The 15776-nt window shown below is 41.4% G+C and carries 14 protein-coding genes, 1 other RNA gene and 1 pseudogene; 6 read left to right on the forward strand and 10 right to left on the reverse strand.

Translation table 11 applies throughout. The annotated features are described in order from the left end of the window. Window positions 1–2: 2 nt before the first annotated feature. From ybeY to lnt, 3 genes are read left to right on the forward strand one after another with little or no spacing between them, the layout of a single operon-like run. Window positions 3–461 (forward strand): rRNA maturation RNase YbeY, encoded by a 459-nt coding sequence (gene ybeY, locus EJ103_RS11045; RefSeq protein WP_024033864.1) that lies wholly within the window; start codon window positions 3–5, stop codon window positions 459–461. A gap of 22 nt (window positions 462–483) precedes the next feature. Continuing rightward, complete coding sequence (gene corC, locus EJ103_RS11050) at window positions 484–1368, forward strand: CNNM family magnesium/cobalt transport protein CorC (protein ID WP_004589463.1); 885 nt, start codon at window positions 484–486, stop codon at window positions 1366–1368. Beyond that, entirely contained in the window at window positions 1349–2899 is a 1551-nt protein-coding gene (lnt, locus tag EJ103_RS11055; RefSeq protein WP_206435482.1) for an apolipoprotein N-acyltransferase, read from the forward strand. The genes corC and lnt overlap by 20 nt, the downstream gene beginning before the upstream one ends. Before the next feature lie 89 nt (window positions 2900–2988). Here lnt and EJ103_RS11060 read toward each other — a convergent pair whose 3' ends face one another. The 7 genes and pseudogenes from EJ103_RS11060 to EJ103_RS11090 all read right to left on the reverse strand — a co-directional run bounded on the left by EJ103_RS11060 (window position 2989) and on the right by EJ103_RS11090 (window position 7818). After that, window positions 2989–3333 carry a 2OG-Fe(II) oxygenase gene (locus EJ103_RS11060; protein WP_126007659.1) on the reverse strand — a complete coding sequence of 115 codons (345 nt, stop codon included), beginning with the start codon at window positions 3331–3333 and terminating at the stop codon, window positions 2989–2991. Between the two features lie 43 nt (window positions 3334–3376). Continuing rightward, on the reverse strand, window positions 3377–3718 hold the full coding sequence (locus EJ103_RS11065; RefSeq protein WP_241232270.1) for an ATPase: 342 nt from the start codon (window positions 3716–3718) through the stop codon (window positions 3377–3379). 196 nt (window positions 3719–3914) lie between these two features. Further along, window positions 3915–4766, reverse strand: a complete 852-nt coding sequence (locus tag EJ103_RS11070) for an alpha/beta hydrolase-fold protein (RefSeq protein ID WP_126007661.1) — start codon at window positions 4764–4766, stop codon at window positions 3915–3917. Window positions 4767–4848: 82 nt separating this feature from the next. Continuing rightward, window positions 4849–5139: a type II toxin-antitoxin system RelE/ParE family toxin gene (locus EJ103_RS11075; protein ID WP_029772622.1), complete on the reverse strand. Its 291-nt coding sequence runs from the start codon at window positions 5137–5139 to the stop codon at window positions 4849–4851. Continuing rightward, window positions 5129–5380: a type II toxin-antitoxin system Phd/YefM family antitoxin gene (locus EJ103_RS11080; protein WP_004586953.1), complete on the reverse strand. Its 252-nt coding sequence runs from the start codon at window positions 5378–5380 to the stop codon at window positions 5129–5131. The genes EJ103_RS11075 and EJ103_RS11080 overlap by 11 nt, the downstream gene beginning before the upstream one ends. 83 nt (window positions 5381–5463) lie before the next feature. Further along, window positions 5464–6546: pseudogene (locus EJ103_RS11085) on the reverse strand (RDD family protein). Between the two features lie 186 nt (window positions 6547–6732). Continuing rightward, complete coding sequence (locus EJ103_RS11090) at window positions 6733–7818, reverse strand: alkene reductase (protein WP_126007663.1); 1086 nt, start codon at window positions 7816–7818, stop codon at window positions 6733–6735. A gap of 216 nt (window positions 7819–8034) precedes the next feature. Here EJ103_RS11090 and zigA point away from each other — a divergent pair, with 216 nt between their 5' ends. Then, window positions 8035–9234, forward strand: a complete 1200-nt coding sequence (zigA, locus tag EJ103_RS11095) for a zinc metallochaperone GTPase ZigA (protein WP_126007665.1) — start codon at window positions 8035–8037, stop codon at window positions 9232–9234. Further along, the gene (locus tag EJ103_RS11100) at window positions 9234–9923 is read left to right on the forward strand and encodes a DUF1826 domain-containing protein (protein WP_126007667.1); all 690 of its coding nucleotides are present in this window, start codon (window positions 9234–9236) and stop codon (window positions 9921–9923) included. Before zigA ends, EJ103_RS11100 begins: the two co-directional genes overlap by 1 nt. 26 nt (window positions 9924–9949) lie before the next feature. Here the strand turns inward: EJ103_RS11100 and EJ103_RS11105 are convergent, their stop codons facing one another. From EJ103_RS11105 to EJ103_RS11115, 3 genes are all read right to left on the reverse strand, one after another. Next, complete coding sequence (locus EJ103_RS11105) at window positions 9950–12709, reverse strand: response regulator (RefSeq protein WP_126007669.1); 2760 nt, start codon at window positions 12707–12709, stop codon at window positions 9950–9952. Between the two features lie 560 nt (window positions 12710–13269). Further along, an RNA gene (gene ffs / locus EJ103_RS11110) (signal recognition particle sRNA small type) lies at window positions 13270–13366 on the reverse strand. A gap of 138 nt (window positions 13367–13504) precedes the next feature. Continuing rightward, window positions 13505–14380: a DUF3014 domain-containing protein gene (locus tag EJ103_RS11115; protein ID WP_126007671.1), complete on the reverse strand. Its 876-nt coding sequence runs from the start codon at window positions 14378–14380 to the stop codon at window positions 13505–13507. Window positions 14381–14602: 222 nt separating this feature from the next. Between EJ103_RS11115 and EJ103_RS11120 the strand changes: the two genes are divergently transcribed. Beyond that, window positions 14603–15748: a patatin-like phospholipase family protein gene (locus tag EJ103_RS11120; protein WP_126007673.1), complete on the forward strand. Its 1146-nt coding sequence runs from the start codon at window positions 14603–14605 to the stop codon at window positions 15746–15748. Window positions 15749–15776: the final 28 nt, after the last annotated feature.

Genomic DNA, 15776 nt, shown 5'->3' on the forward strand with positions numbered 1-15776 from the left:
CCGTGAGCACCGAATTAGATTTACAAATAGCGTGTGAGTTTGACAACCTTCCAAGCGAAGAACAATTTGCACTGTGGGCCGATAAAGCCCTGAGCAAGTTTCGTGATGAGTCGGAGCTGAGCATCGTTATAAGCGATGAAGCGCAATCACAACAATTAAACAACGACTACCGTGGTAAAAATAAACCAACCAACGTGTTGTCGTTCGAATTTGAAGCACCGCCAGGCATTGATTTGCCATTAGTAGGTGATTTAATAATTTGCCCAGCCATTGTATTGGCCGAGGCAATCGAGCAAGAAAAGTCATTTCATGACCACTTTGCCCATATGGTTATTCATGGATGCTTGCATTTACTTGGATTTGACCATATAAAGAGTGAAGACGCTTTTGAGATGGAAAGCATAGAAAAGCAATTACTTGCAGAGCTAAACATAGCTGACCCATACCGGGACGAAATTTAATTTAACGGAGCATTTAGACGCAATGAGCGACGATAACTCGCAATCTAGCCAGGGTTCTTCTGGCAAAACGTGGATGGGCCGCATAGCCCAAATGTTGCAAGGGGAACCCCAGAATAGAGAAGAGCTGGTTGAAGTAATTGCCGACGCGCAAGAGCGTGACGTAATCGACCCAGAAACCAAAGAAATGATTGAAGGTGTGCTTGGTGTATCCAAGCTTAAAGTGCGCGATATAATGATCCCGCGCTCACAAATGGTCACACTTGAGGTCGACAGCCCCCTTGAAGATTTGATCCCCATGATGGTCGACTCCACCCACTCGCGTTTTCCGGTGGTGTGTGAAGACAAAGATCACGTTGAAGGTATTTTGCTCGCAAAAGACTTGCTGCCGCTTATTTTAAATAAAGATGAGCACCTACCCTCACTGCGCGAATATTTACGCCCAGCCATGGTAGTGCCAGAAAGCAAGCGCGTAGACACCCTACTAAATGAATTTCGTCAACAACGCTACCACATGGCTATCGTCATTGACGAATACGGCGGTGTATCGGGCCTTGTCACCATTGAAGATATTCTTGAAATAATTGTCGGCGAAATCGAAGATGAACACGACGAAGAAGAAGATCAACAAGATATTCGCCAACTTGCTAAGCATGTATACGTAGTACAAGCGCTCACCCCTGTAGATGACTTTAACGAGTACTTTAAAACAGGTTACAGCACCGATGAAGCCGATACCATTGGCGGCACGGTACTACACGCATTTGGCCATATGCCAAGTCGCGGCGAAACAATTGAAATAGACGACTATCAGTTTAAAGTAACTAATTCTGATAACCGTCGTATTTTACAACTGCAAGTCACCGTTCCTAAGGTTGATGAAAACGACAGTGAAGAAACTACTAACTAAACTCACCCTGTTAGTAAAAGATAAAAAAGCATGGCTCGCACTGGTTGCGGGCCTTATTTTAACTTTTGGCTACGCCCCTTACCAAATTTGGCCCATCGCATTTTTTAGTATTGCCGCCATTATTTTTTGTATTAACCCAAACAACACAGGCAAAGCGCACGCAAAAAGCGCTGCTAAATATGGCTTTATATTTGGCTTAGGCTGGTTTGGCGCGGGTATTAGCTGGGTGCATGTATCTATTGCCACCTTTGGCGGCATGCCGCTTATAGCATCGCTCTCGTTAATGGCTTTACTGTGCTCATATTTAGCCCTGTTTCCAGCACTTGCGTTTTGGGCTGCAACTCGCTTTGCAAGTGGCCCTAAAAGCATGGGTGCACTTCTAATTGCCACTATAGCCATTAGTGAATACTTACGTGGTCACTTACTGACCGGCTTTCCATGGCTAAGTTTTGGCTATACACAAACAGATGGCCCGCTTAGGCTGCTTGCCCCTTATATTGGCGAATTTGGCTTAACGCTTACCTGTGTTGGCATTGGTTTTGCCCTTTTCAGGCTCACCCAAAAAGATTTTAAAACCCCATTAATAAGCGCAGCCGCTTTAGCGTTACTTGTTATTGGCGCATTAAATACCGGTAATAATCACTACTCTGGCAAAGAAATGTCGACCTTATTGGTACAAGGTAATATTAAACAACACCTGCGCTTTGAACCCAGTGAGTTTTGGACCACCATGAGCAAGTACCAGGACCTAACACGCCCACATTGGGATGCCGACCTAGTGGTATGGCCCGAAGCCGCCGTGCCCGAAATAGAAGCCCTTGCCGACACGTACTTAGCCAATTTAGACAGCGCGGCCTCGTTTAATAAAACCGCATTAGTTACCGGTATTGTTGACTACCAGCTCGACACCAAAACCATTTACAACACCCTTATTGTGGTAGGTAATAAAGAGCACAACGACGAGCACGGCCATTATCGCTACCTAGACAAAAACCGCTACCGTAAGCACCAGTTGTTACCTATCGGCGAATTTGTACCATTTCAGGATATATTGCGCCCTATAGCGCCATTGTTTGATTTACCTATGTCATCGTTTACCCGTGGCGATAGAGTGCAAAACAACCTACGCGCCAATGGCTTTAACCTGCTACCTGCCATTTGCTACGAAATAGTATTTTCCGATTTAGTACGCGGTAATTACCAAAGCGACTCAGACCTACTATTTACCGTAAGTAACGACGCGTGGTTTGGCGATTCAATTGGGCCATTACAACACATGCAAATAGCCCGCATGCGCGCATTAGAATTACAACGCCCGCTGGTACGTGTTACCAACAATGGCGTAAGCGCCGTATACGACCCACTAAGCCACACTCAGCAAACCATGCCACAGTTTGAAGCCGCGACCATGAAAGCCGATATAAAGCTTATACAAGGCGACAGTGTGTACAGTCAATACGGAAACATCTTTGTGTGGGGGGTTGTGTTGCTGCTGGGAGTTGGTGGATTTGGGGTTAGGTTTAGGAAATAAAATAGGGTTGGTAGCTGTGTAAAAAACAACTATTAAAAAGAAAGGTGTTTTTTGTTGGGTTTCGCTTCGCTCTACCCAACCTACAATAATTACTTTTTGATCCAACCTATGCTTAAAATATAGCGAGTACCTTGCTCTATTTTTAATACTTGATGCCGCTCAATATCGGGCCTGAAAAGTTTAATTCGACTGTAATTTATAATCGGGTTTTCACACATAAACTCACCTCCCCTAGCGGCATGCTTCAATACAACATTAAGCCTAAAGTGCCTGCCAGTTTTAACTTCATCGGTATGTGGCTTTATTTCACTGCCCTGCGGGAATTTAATTAAGTATGCATCCAATTTAAAAGGGAAAAGCATGTAGCACAATAACATTTTATCGTAACCCGACTTTTGTCGCCCACGTTGCCAACTAAATAATTTATTTGCCATAAACTACACTTTCACTTGTTCTGAAAATCCCTTAGAAAGAATATCAAAACCACTTAAATTTCAGTTTGGCAGAGTGTACTCTGCTCGCCTGTGGTCTTAGTAGATTGCAGTGAATATCAATATAGCTACTCTTACTTGGTTCTATAAATATGTCATCGCTTTTGCCTAAGCAATTACCAACAAACTTGCCACTTTCGTCAAATGTAGATGCAATAACACCACCAGCATATATGCTTTCGTTAGAGGTGTTTTTTAACTCTGCAGTTATTCTTACACGCCCATTTTCTTTAAAAATATCAGAGAGAGTAAGTTTGTAATCATTACTTAAATCAGATGTGCTATCTAATACTTTATTAGAAACCTGCTCTTTAAATCCACTCTCCACCTCAGCAGCTATTGTGAGCGCGTATACACTAATGCCACCTAGAGTTGCTATTACAAACCCTGCTCCCCCAAAAAAAACCCTTTATAATCTCATTAAAATTATTACTCATTTAATTCCCTTTTAATTTTCCCACTGAATTTAGTAAATAATATACCCAAAGCAACTCTTTTTTCTTACCAAGTTTATAAGTTAAGGTTTACCTTTTTAATAAGCTTTTTAACCCATAATACCAACTAAGCGCAGCGACTGTGCCATGAGTTTCATCTTTAAAGTAACGTTGATTAATAATTAGATTATTGCTTGGGTGCGCTTTTAACTTTTTAGCAAAGGCTACACCCCATTGGTAATTTGTTTTACCAATTTCGCCAAACGCTTCGTCATTATTTGCAAAGGTAAAATATACATTGCCATTAAGTGGCTTATTTATAAGTTGTTTCTCATCATAATAACGGTTTAGGTAGTTATTATCCCACAGGTAGGTTGCATCAATTATTAAGTAATCTGTAAATAGCGCATGGTTGCTGAGTAATACATAACTGGCAAACAAGCCACCGAAGGATTCACCTATTAATACGCGTTTAGTTGATGTTCGGTAATTTTTATTAATGAGAGGAATAAGTTCTTTTTCAAAAAAGGCACTGTAATTTGCGGCGTTGCCAATATTTTCAAACTTTTCTAGAAGTTTACCGTTAAATGTCCAATCAACATTGGTTGGGGTAAAATCCCGCTCTCTTATCGCATTTTTACTATTAGGAATGGCTACTATAATTGCTTGTTGTATTTGCTGCTCTAGCCGCTGAGTACTAAGTGCCTCTACTAGCCCGGCTACGGCTTTTAGATGTGTTTGGTCACCATCGAGCAAGTAAATAACTGGGTATGACTGATTGGGGTTTTCATTGTAGCTTGGCGGTAAATAAACGCTAAAACTGCGTTGTTCATTTAAAATAACAGACTTAAGTTGATAGGTTTTGGCTAAAGTCATAGGCTCTGAGGCATTTATATTTATTGTAAAAAATAAATATAAAAATATTATTGATAAGACTTTCATACATATCCTTGTATTAAATTAATAGCAAACCAAGAAGAAGCGCCCTTCTTTCAACAATCAAAACACCGCTTTTATTGCTAAGCTATTCCTTAGTTCTTGAGGCTAACTTTTTATATATTGCATCTTTATCGCGTTTACCAATTGCGAGTACATACACCACAACTTCGTCATCAATAACTTCGTAAGCAAGGCGATACCCTGCCGTACGCAATTTTATTTTATAAACATTATCAAAGCCGCGTAATTTAGAGGCTGGGACATGCGGATTATCTAAGCGCTCAGCAAGTTTCTTTTTAAACTGGCTTTTAAGTGGTGGCGCAAGTTTTTCCCACTCTTTTAAGGCTGCTGGTAAAAACTTTAACTTATAAGTCATCTATACTAACTTCAACCGCTTGAGATAAATCGCCTCTGCGGCTCTCAACAACTTTAGTTAGTTCATAATCATCCAATTGTTCCATAAGTTGCTCATACATTTGTGCAGGCACCAAGTAAGCTGCAGGCTTATTATGATTTAATATGGCTATTGCAGCGCCATCAGCTTCATTTAAAAGCGCGGTTGGGTTTTTTTTAAGTTCTGAAATACTTGCCGAACAATCAGCTAAAACCTGTCTCATATAACACCTATAAAGAACTAAATTAAGACCTTATTTTAGCCCTTTTTTTATCTAAAGCTATATATTTTATAATTGCTTATTTTCTAAGTAGTTTTTAAAGTCTCTTGTACCCTTTGTGCATTTACAACCTGATTCACACTGCCCTGAATAACCACCGTGGCTGATATTTTATCTTGAATAGCTTGCCTGTTTGGGTCCCAGTACACTTGTAAAAAGCCTAATAAACCTGTTGCAAAACCGGCGCCGTATCCACCGTATCTGCCAAAACAATCAAGCATACCTAGTGGCTCGCCATTTAGTGAGACCACCCGAATATTACATACTTTTTTACCTGGGGTTTGTCCGCGCCATAATAACGAGAACAACGTAAAGTATACGGCCGCCCAGCCAAAACCAAGGCCTAGGTCTTGAATAATGCCTTTACCCCACTGCAAAATGCTGGTGACAGGTTTGGTTTGCTCGCTTTTAGTTTCAGCTTTTTCAGTGATATTGCTTTTATGAGTTATTTCGCCCGAAATGCTTTCTCGCTCTGTCTCATTATTTTTAAAATCATCTGCCGCAACGGGCTCATCATCAGATATAGCCATTAAGTGCAATAATGTGCGCGTAACTTCAATCCCTCCTACGTTTTGCATTTCAGCAAGCGCTGGTAATTGGCCAATTAAATTAGCTCGAGCAACGCTTTGGCAAGCATCATCACAGTTTTTATCGTCTTCTGTTTGCGTTAAATAGGTGCGTATTATTGCTTTATCATGCTCGCTTAGCTCATCGTTTTGCTATGTTTTTTCTAGTTGAGGTGTTTGAATAACGGTATCGCCTTCAAAAAAATCAATTGCTAACGAGAGTACGGTTAATGAACTTACAAATAAAAAACTCGCGGCAAAAAGCTTTAAGGCTCTGCGCCAAAACGACGACATTTTTGGAAGATATTGCTGCGCAGTGCCTTTATAAAAAGCCATGGCAGCCACAAAGGCAATTAAAGTGGCGCTTAGCTTAGCGGCCATAAATATTAAAGTAACATCAATAGTCATCGCCATTGCACGTTTAATTGGGCTAGCTAATGGAATACCTAATAACGCTTGGTCAATTTTAAAGGCATACGGGGTGATCACGTCTTTGGTTTCAGAGTCTGATAACGCGAGTTGCTCTATCTCTTTGGTTTTCATTTTTATTTTTATGTTTTTAAAATGGGTAAGCTATTTAACTTACGCGCTTTTTATTGTTATATCAATCCGCTTAATTAAGTGATCTATTTTGCTGATTGGTATTAGCTCAAGTTAAAAGTATTGATTTACCAGCATAAAAAAAGGGCTGCATACATGCAGCCCTTAAAATACTTTATTTATAAATAATTAAGCGGTTGGGTAATCGGTATAGCCTTGCTCTGCGCCACCAAATAAGGTGTCGGGGTTGTGGCTATTTAGCGGTTTACCTTGCTCTAAACGTGCAGGTAAATCTGGGTTAGACACAAACGGGCGACCAAAGCCAATCATGTCGGCCCAGCCTTGTGCTAGGGCTTCATCGGCACGTTCTTTAGTGTACTTACCTGCATAAATTAATACGCCGCTGTACGCTTTACGAATAGCCTGCTTAAATTCAACACTCATTAAAGGGGCATCATCCCAATCGGCTTCAGCAATGTGCATGTAGCCCACGCCAGCGTCGTTTAGTGCTTGAGCAACGGCTAAATATGTTTGCTCTGGGTTATCATCAACCGTGCCGTTAAGCGTGGTAAGTGGTGCAAGCCTTACACCTACTTTTTGACTACCAATTTCATCGCTTACTGCATTTACGACCTCTGTTAAAAAACGCAAACGATTTTGCACACTGCCGCCATATTCATCAGTACGGGCATTTGATTGCGAGTCTAAAAATTGGTTAATTAAATACCCATTAGCGGCGTGTAGCTCTATGCCATCAAAGCCTGCGTCTACTGCATTTTTAGCCGCTTGGCGAAATTCGCCTAGTACATTTTCAATATCTTGCTTGCTCATTTCACGCGGTAACTGAGTCTCAACAAAGCCAGGCTCGCCGTTAGTATCTACAAATACTTTTACGTCTTTTGCAGCAATGGCCGATGCCGATATTGGCTGCACACCGCCTGTGTTATCGCTGTGAGTTACGCGCCCTACATGCCAAAGCTGCGCAAACATAACGCCACCAGCTTCATGCACTTTGTTGGTCACCGTGCGCCAACCTGCTACTTGCTCGTTTGTGTAAATACCTGGTGTCCAGGCATAGCCTTTACCCAGCTCACTTATTTGTGTGCCTTCGCTTACTATTAACCCAGCACTTGCTCGCTGCGCATAATAAGTGGCCATTAAATCATTGGCAATGTCGCCAGGCTGCGTTGAGCGCGAGCGAGTCATTGGTGGCATAACAATACGGTTTTTTAAAGTTTTACCTGCAAGTTCTATGGGTGAGAAAAGTAACGTCATAATGCCTCCTAAGTTTGATGGCGCTCATAATAGCGCAGCTATATAAATTCAAAAATAGCAAAAAACACAAAATAGCTTTGTTGTATTTGCAAAAGTGTCTACTTATTCTTCTGCTAAGCATTACATACAAACCATTTAAAAAGTCATGCTAGTGCTAGAAAATTTAATTGATACAATATAACATACCGATAAATACCTATTAGTTAGTAAAATTAAATGATCAATAAACTGCCCGTCACAGTGTTATCAGGCTTTTTAGGCGCTGGTAAAACAACCGTACTTAGCCATATTCTTAATAACCGACTAGGAAAAAAAGTGGCTGTTATTGTCAACGATATGAGCGAGATAAACATAGATGCAGCCACAAATAAAAACGATGTGTCGCTCAATCACAGCAACGAAAAACTCGTCGAAATGAGCAACGGCTGTATTTGCTGCACACTACGAGAAGATTTACTTGTTGAAGTGGGCAAACTTGCCAAAGATGGCCGTTTTGATTATCTCGTCATTGAATCAACAGGCATTTCAGAACCCCTACCGGTTGCCGAAACATTTACCTTTGCCGACGAAAACGGTGTTTCTCTTGGTGATGTTGCCACCCTCGATACCATGGTAACCGTGGTTGATGCGGTTAACTTTTTAACCGACTACGAACAAGCAAACGATTTACAAGATACTGGCGAATCGTTAGGAGAAGACGACGAGCGAAGCGTGGCTGACCTACTTGTTGTTCAAGTTGAATTTGCCGACGTTATTTTAATTAGCAAAACTGATTTAGTCACCAATGAACAGCTCAATAAGCTTATTGCTATTTTAAATACGCTTAATACTCAAGCTAAAATCATTCCTATATCAAACGGCAATATTAATATTAACGAAGTGCTCAACACGGGCTTATTTAATTTCGCACGCGCCCAACAAGCACCAGGTTGGCTTAAAGAAATGCGTGGTGAACACATTCCCGAGACCGAAGAGTATGGTATTAGCAGCTTTAATTATACGGCGCGCCGCCCATTTAACCCTGAAAAGTTTTATCACTTTTTGCACAACACCGAGCAATTTGGCAAGCTCATTCGCTCTAAAGGGTATTTTTGGCTCGCAACGCGCCCTTTATTTTGCGCGCAGTGGAGCCAAGCCGGCGGTATAGCTCATTACGGGTTTGCTGGCATGTTTTATAAAGCAATTCCTAAAAAAGACTGGCCCACAGATCCCGAGCTACTTGCTGATATAAACAGTAAATGGGTAGAGCCCTTTGGTGATATGCGTCAAGAACTTGTATTTATTGGTCAGTCGTTAAATAAACAAGCCATGATTGAGGCGCTTGATGACTGCCTACTGCCAGAAGAAGCCGTGCTTAAAGGTAAAGTTTTTTGGAAAACCTATAACGACCCGTTTCCTATTTGGGAGGAAGTGTAATGAATGCCCTAGCTCCAATAACGGCACAAATAAAACCCACTGAGCAACTCCACCGAAGAGCAGCTAAAGACAGTAACGCCAATATATTGCCACACATTTATGACCAAAACACTAACATCGTTATTTGGCAAAGAGACCTTGAACAAGCATTAACAAATGCCGTTAATACACTCATTAGCACTAATGCCATAAAACCACTTGAGCTTGCGGTATCACCCGATGATGCGCTTGATAAGTTAGTTACTGCACTTAAACCAGATGATAATAACCGCGATGAAACTCATGCGCTGTGTAAAGACATAGCATTATTAGTTGAAATGTTTTGCTGCCTATTTGATTTAAAACGCGCCGGTTTAAGGCTAAAAATATTAGATAAACCTATGTGCCCGCGTTTTCATGTAGACAAAATTCCGTGCCGATTAGTGACTACTTACCAAGGCGTTGCAACGCAGTGGTTAAATCACAGCGATGTAGACCGCTCAAAGCTTGGAACTGGTAATTTAGGTAAGCCCGATGAAGAGTCTGGCTTATTTAAAAGCCTAAATAATATTAATCAGCTAAATCAAGGGGATGTTGCCCTGCTTAAAGGTGAGTACTGGGATGAAAACGAAGGCGCAGGGCTTGTACATCGCTCGCCACCGGTGGCTGAAAACGAACAACGCTTGTTGCTCACCCTCGATTTTATTTAAAATTTGTTATGGTGATAAACGCTGCACTAATGGGCGTTTATCACCCTCACGATTACTTCGTACAACCCTTGTGTATTTACCGGTTTAGAAACAAAGTCATCCATGCCTACACTTAAACAGCGCTGCTTATCATCTTCATAGGCGTTTGCGGTAATAGCAACAATGGGCACATGTGCCTTTGTGTTTACCTCGTTAGCCCGTATTGTTTGGGTGCACTCGTAGCCATCCATATTAGGCATTTGGCAATCCATTAAAATTAAATCAAAGCGATTACCTTCAAGTACTTTTAGCGCTTCTATGCCATCGGTTGCCATCACTAAGTTTACCTTTGTAGGCTCTAGCATTTTTGCAATTACTTGGCGGTTAATGGGGTTATCTTCAACCAGTAAAAGTGTTTTATCGCTTAAATTAGGCAACGACTTCGCCTGTTTAACGGGCTCTGGTTTGTTGGACTGTGCTTTAGGTGCACTTACGTAAAATTTAAGTACGCTGCCTTTGCCTGGTTCGCTGTTGAGGGTAATTTCACCCTGCATTTTTTTAATTAACCCTTGGCTAATTGCTAAACCTAACCCTGTGCCACCATACTTACGTGCCACACCTACATCTGCTTGCGTAAACTCACTAAATAACAACGACTGCTGATCTTTTTCAATACCAATACCGCTATCGGCTACGCTTATTAAAAGTTGCTCGTTTTCGTAATCAAACGATAAGCGCACAAAACCACGCTCGGTAAACTTATACGCATTAGAGAGCAAGTTAATAATGACTTGGTTTAAACGTAGGTCGTCTACTTTTACGCAATCTGGCAGCCTGTCGCTTTGACTAACAATAAACTCGACGTGATCAGAACTTACAATGGGAGAAAACAACGACTTTATATTGGCAATAAACGGCGCAAGGTTAGTCGCCCGAGGGCTAATTTCCATGGCGTTGGCTTCTATTTTAGAAAAATCTAAAATATCGTTTAAAATTTTCAGTAAATTTTGTGCACTTTTTTGCTGCGTATTTAACAGCTCCCGATGCTCATCGGTTAATGAATTATCGCGCAATAAAACCTCACCCATACCTAAAATACCGTTCATAGGGGTGCGTAGCTCGTGGCTCATATTGGCTAAAAATTGCGACTTAGCAACATTGGCTAAATTAGCCCTATTTACCGCTTTTTTAAGCTCGGTGGTTTGCTCTGCTACTTTGCCCTCTAGCTGCTGATTAAATTCGCTCAGCTGGGTATTTAACCCTTGGTTTCTGATATTAGAGGCTTGTAGGTTTTCTATTGAAAGCTGCAGCGCATTAGCTAGTAATTCAAATTGCTGTTGCAGTTGCAATACCTCATGCCAGCTTGAGTCTGTATTAAACTTATGTGTTTTGGTTTTACCAAAGCTTTGCATTAGCGTCGTTAAGCTAGTGATTGGCTGCACTAATAAATTAGCAAGTTGGTGTATAAAAATAACCACCATAAGCATCAATAGCGCACTTAACAAAATAGTGGGTAGCCAAGCTTTTGCCACCGCCATACTTAAATGTTTACGATTATAAAAGGTAATAACTTGCCAGTGGTTTTGTGGGTCAATGTACCTAGAGCTGTGGTACACCTCGTTTTTGCTTGAGCGAAATAGGTTTTTATCTCCTAAATTACTGGTATTAAAGCCCTCACCGTTAAAATGGCTCAGAATTTTAAATTCATCAAGGGAGCTAAATACCACTTTTTGCTGCGCATCTAGCACCACTAAATCGCCCGTGTACTCAAATAAGTTAGGTATAAACCGCTCTAAGCGGTCTAACTTTAACGAGCCCTCTACCACACCATAAAACGTATTGTTACGGTATATAGGTGCCGACAGCGCCACAATGGCCTCGTTACCTAGGCCGCGACCTTGAAACACGCCACTGGTATAGCCCAGAGGGAACTGCTGAGCTTGGGTAAAGTATGCTCGGTCTTTAACACTACGCTGCGCAAGGCTAAGCCCCTCTATTAAATCGCTGGGCGAGCTAAGCTCTACAAAGCCATCTGGGTTTGCATACAAGCTGGTGGTAAAGCCTGGAAATAACGACATTAATCGTTTGAGCTGCACATCGCTTGCAGTGCCCGCACTTATTGCGTCGCTACTCATAACAATGGCGTTTTTATGAAATGCTAAATAATCATTTAATTGCGTGCTAATAGACTCGGCTTTTTCTTTTAGTTGAGCGTTTACTTCATACTCTAAGCGCGCATGATGATCGTTTACTAAAATTACACTGGTTAGCAATACCACTAAAATAATAATGACACTAACCACATAGCTTAAAATTTTTGCCAGTGGCCTCCCCTGATACGCACGGCTAGCGTAAGGTACAAATACACTAACTAAATCAACCACCGCCAAACTTATTAGCGCGTTAATTAAGTACTTTGATATCGCTACTATTAGCGTTAACCAGGCCAAGCCAATAACAAATTGGCCTATAACCCATACAAAGGGTAAACCAATACATAGCCAAAATACGCTACCCAGAGGAAGAATAGGTTTAGAGCGGCGTAAGCAAAAAGCATAAAGCCAACAAAGCTCGAGTAAATACACAATACTCGGCCAACAATGGCCCCACCTATAAAGTAAAAAACCAGAAACAATGGCAAGGCTTAGGCACGCGTAACGCAGCCCAGTAAATACTAAGCTGCATAAAACAAACAATTGCCCAAACAAAAATTCGGAGCTGTCGAAAAAATACAATGGCGAGAGATTTACTAACCCGCCTAATAACCCTAATAAAACAGCGAGTGTCCACTTACTTCTTTGCGGCATTAATCAACCTTGGGGCACTTTGTTAACACTTTACATGTTAAAATTAATGTAATTTTTACATTATTACGTACAAGGCAAGGGTTGTCTAGCAGCAATAAAACAGGAACAGATAAACATTACCCCCTGTCAAAAAGCGTGTTATATGTTTTTACACTTACTCTTTTTATGACTGTCACTTAAATTTAACTTAATATCCTTAAGCATAGGCTTAGCATTTGCGATTGCTAAATAGGCATTAGCTAACGCTTCTGGAGCTGCGCAATAATCTACAATAAGTATTACTGTTGAAACATTGAGTGACAGTAATTTATTGCCAAGCTCAGTAGATGTGAGTTTTGCTTTGGCGTTGCTAAATAAGTGATTTGATTTTTTACATAAATAGTGAATGTTTCATCTGCTAGTGCAGTAAACGACAGTAATAAAAACTGTGTGAATGTAAAAATGAGGTAGAGCGGTAATAGTGGAAAATCGACACTCGTGATATTAAATATTTAACGGTGTTACTAAGGAATAATTTAAAAGGAATATATTTTCACCCAAATGAGGAATTTGGGTGGCAGTCTTACCAGCCACATCTCGGCACACACGTCACAAACTGTGGCTGCTCCCTTCCGGGCCTGACCAGGTTCGCCTGCTAGTGTTGCGAGAGGACCAATAAGACTACCATTGAGGGCCTTGGTTGGCGCGGGAAGGATTATCTCTACTTTTGGTGTGTTATTCAAGGGATAATCAAAAAAGAAAGTGCGATTGCATACTTCATATACAATCGCAGCTAAAAACAGCCTTTAATGCCTATTAATTACGCTCTAACTCGGCTTTAATTTTACGCAGTGCTGCTTTTACTTTTTTCATGTTTTCTGGGCCCATACGTAACAGCTGTTTTTGTGCAGCTGGTAATTGCTCCCATTCAGAAAACGCATACTGATAAGTAACCGAGTCACGCAGTAGCGGTAACTCGCCTTCTGGCTCCGGTGTATCAAGTAATAACTCAATAGCATCTTCTAGCGTTTGATTAAATTCATCATCACCGTAACCAATTTCACTGTACGCGTTGTTGATTAATGGCTTGTACTGCTCGTACATACGCACAGCTTGGGCGGCGCTCATGCTCGTAAATACTTTTACATACGGTGTATAGCGCTCGTAGCTATTAGGGTCAATTGTTAAAATGTCTCCTTCGTTTACGCTAAATTCTTCTTCAGGTTTAACCACTGGCGTATGCTTTTTAGCAATTTTGCCTTTGGCTATGTTGTCTATAAATACGACGCCACGGCGAATTACATCGTCGGTTACCATTAGGCTCATTACCGAGTCGCTTAAGTATTCATCCATTTTGGCAACCACTACGGTGTCGCTTTCATCAAGCGTTGGTAATGGCTCTACAATCGGCTCTGGCTCAGCTGGGCGCTGGGCAGGCACGCTTAGCTCTGCTGGCTTTTCAGGCTTAACTGATGGCGCATCTACCACAGGGTCGTTTTCTGGCTTTAGCTCCATCACTGGCTGTTCTTTTGGTGTTTGCTCTACCTCTGTGCGAGTTTCTTGCTCGTCAGTGGGCGATAGCAGAACGAACGCAGCGGCACACACTAAAATAATTAAAATAATAACGGCGAATAAAAAATTGTTTTTAGGCGGACGTTTTTGAACATCTGACGCTTCTGGTTTATCTGACATACAAACTCCATAAATTTAAATGCATATTACTCAGAGTACGCTGAGTGGAAAAAATTCACTATCGGTAATCACTATTACTTTAAATATAGGCTTTACAACATAAACCTACACTTACTAATTAGAACAACGAGCCATAGTAACTCAGTTATTCTTTGATTCTTCTAGCTTAAAGACTTAAAGTTGATAAATAAAGAAAAGACGTTAAGCAGTTCAAAAACCACTATGAAAATCCAGCAAGTTGACCCACATAAACCTAAAATAGCCCTATTACTTACAGGTGGTGGCGCTCGCGCTGCTTATCAAGTGGGCGTGCTTAAAGCGCTTGCTCATAGTATGCCTCGCACTGCGCCTTTGCCATTTAGAATTATTAACGGCACTTCTGCAGGCGCGATTAATTCTGCAGCTTTGGCCTGTTATGCCTCGTGTGCGCATTTGGCCGTGCGTAAGCTTGAGTCTGTTTGGAAAAACTTTTCAACGTCTATGGTCTACAAAAGCGACTTTTTAAGTGTGTTTGGCCATATTGCGCGCAATATTTTAACCAGTTTTCAGTCTGAACACATAAACCACCCACCCGGCAGTTTGCTAAATAACCGCCCTTTGCGCGGTTTATTAAACGAAATTTTAGACCTACACCGCATTGAACGTAATTTACATCGCAATTATTTAGAAGCGATTTCTATTACCGCTTCAAGCTATACAACCGGTGACTCTGTTGCGTTTTTTCAGTCAAACACACAAACACCTTGGCAACGCGCCAAACGCGAAGGTCGCCCTATGCGCATTAACGTTGAGCATTTAATGGCATCAAGTGCTATTCCTATGGTGTTTCCGAGTGTTAATGTATTTAACCACTATTTTGGCGATGGCTCTATTCACCAGCTTTCACCGCTTAGCCCGTCTATTCATTTAGGGGCCGAAAAAATATTTATTATAGGGGTAGAGCAACCAAAAGAGTCGCACCCAGCGGGTTACTCGCCCCACTACCCTGGGCTTTCTGCGGTTGCAGGGCATTTACTCGATAGTGTATTTAGCGACACCATGCAAGCCGACCTTGAGCGCCTTGAGCGTGTAAATCGCACTTTAGGGCTGCTTCCGGCGCGCGACAAACACCAAGAGCTGAAACAAATAGAAACCTGTATTATTAACCCATCAAAAAACTTTAACGATATTGCCGCGCAATACTACAGCGATATGCCGTGGGCAATTAAGTTGCTGCTGCGCACAATTGGGGTAAAAAAGCACTCGCAATCGAGTTTAACCAGCTATTTATTGTTTGAAAAACGCTACACTCAGCACCTAATTCAAATTGGCTATGAAGATGGCATGAAAAAACTACCCGAAATACGCCAATTTTTAGAGCTCGACTAGCTAATGTTGGCCTTGAAACCTGTTATTT

The sequence above is a fragment of the Pseudoalteromonas sp. Xi13 genome (assembly GCF_003952205.1).
In the GTDB taxonomy this organism is placed as follows: Bacteria; Pseudomonadota; Gammaproteobacteria; order Enterobacterales; family Alteromonadaceae; genus Pseudoalteromonas; species Pseudoalteromonas atlantica.

What these genes read in the sequence shown, in the direction of transcription:
- corC (WP_004589463.1), top strand. Translation starts at nt 484, where the DNA reads ATGAGCGACGATAACTCGCAATCTAGCCAGGGTTCTTCTGGCAAAACG.
- EJ103_RS11060 (WP_126007659.1), bottom strand. Translation starts at nt 3,333, where the DNA reads ATGGCAAATAAATTATTTAGTTGGCAACGTGGGCGACAAAAGTCGGGT.
- EJ103_RS11070 (WP_126007661.1), bottom strand. Translation starts at nt 4,766, where the DNA reads ATGAAAGTCTTATCAATAATATTTTTATATTTATTTTTTACAATAAAT.
- EJ103_RS11075 (WP_029772622.1), bottom strand. Translation starts at nt 5,139, where the DNA reads ATGACTTATAAGTTAAAGTTTTTACCAGCAGCCTTAAAAGAGTGGGAA.
- EJ103_RS11080 (WP_004586953.1), bottom strand. Translation starts at nt 5,380, where the DNA reads ATGAGACAGGTTTTAGCTGATTGTTCGGCAAGTATTTCAGAACTTAAA.
- EJ103_RS11090 (WP_126007663.1), bottom strand. Translation starts at nt 7,818, where the DNA reads ATGACGTTACTTTTCTCACCCATAGAACTTGCAGGTAAAACTTTAAAA.
- zigA (WP_126007665.1), top strand. Translation starts at nt 8,035, where the DNA reads ATGATCAATAAACTGCCCGTCACAGTGTTATCAGGCTTTTTAGGCGCT.
- EJ103_RS11100 (WP_126007667.1), top strand. Translation starts at nt 9,234, where the DNA reads ATGAATGCCCTAGCTCCAATAACGGCACAAATAAAACCCACTGAGCAA.
- EJ103_RS11105 (WP_126007669.1), bottom strand. Translation starts at nt 12,709, where the DNA reads ATGCCGCAAAGAAGTAAGTGGACACTCGCTGTTTTATTAGGGTTATTA.
- EJ103_RS11115 (WP_126007671.1), bottom strand. Translation starts at nt 14,380, where the DNA reads ATGTCAGATAAACCAGAAGCGTCAGATGTTCAAAAACGTCCGCCTAAA.
- EJ103_RS11120 (WP_126007673.1), top strand. Translation starts at nt 14,603, where the DNA reads ATGAAAATCCAGCAAGTTGACCCACATAAACCTAAAATAGCCCTATTA.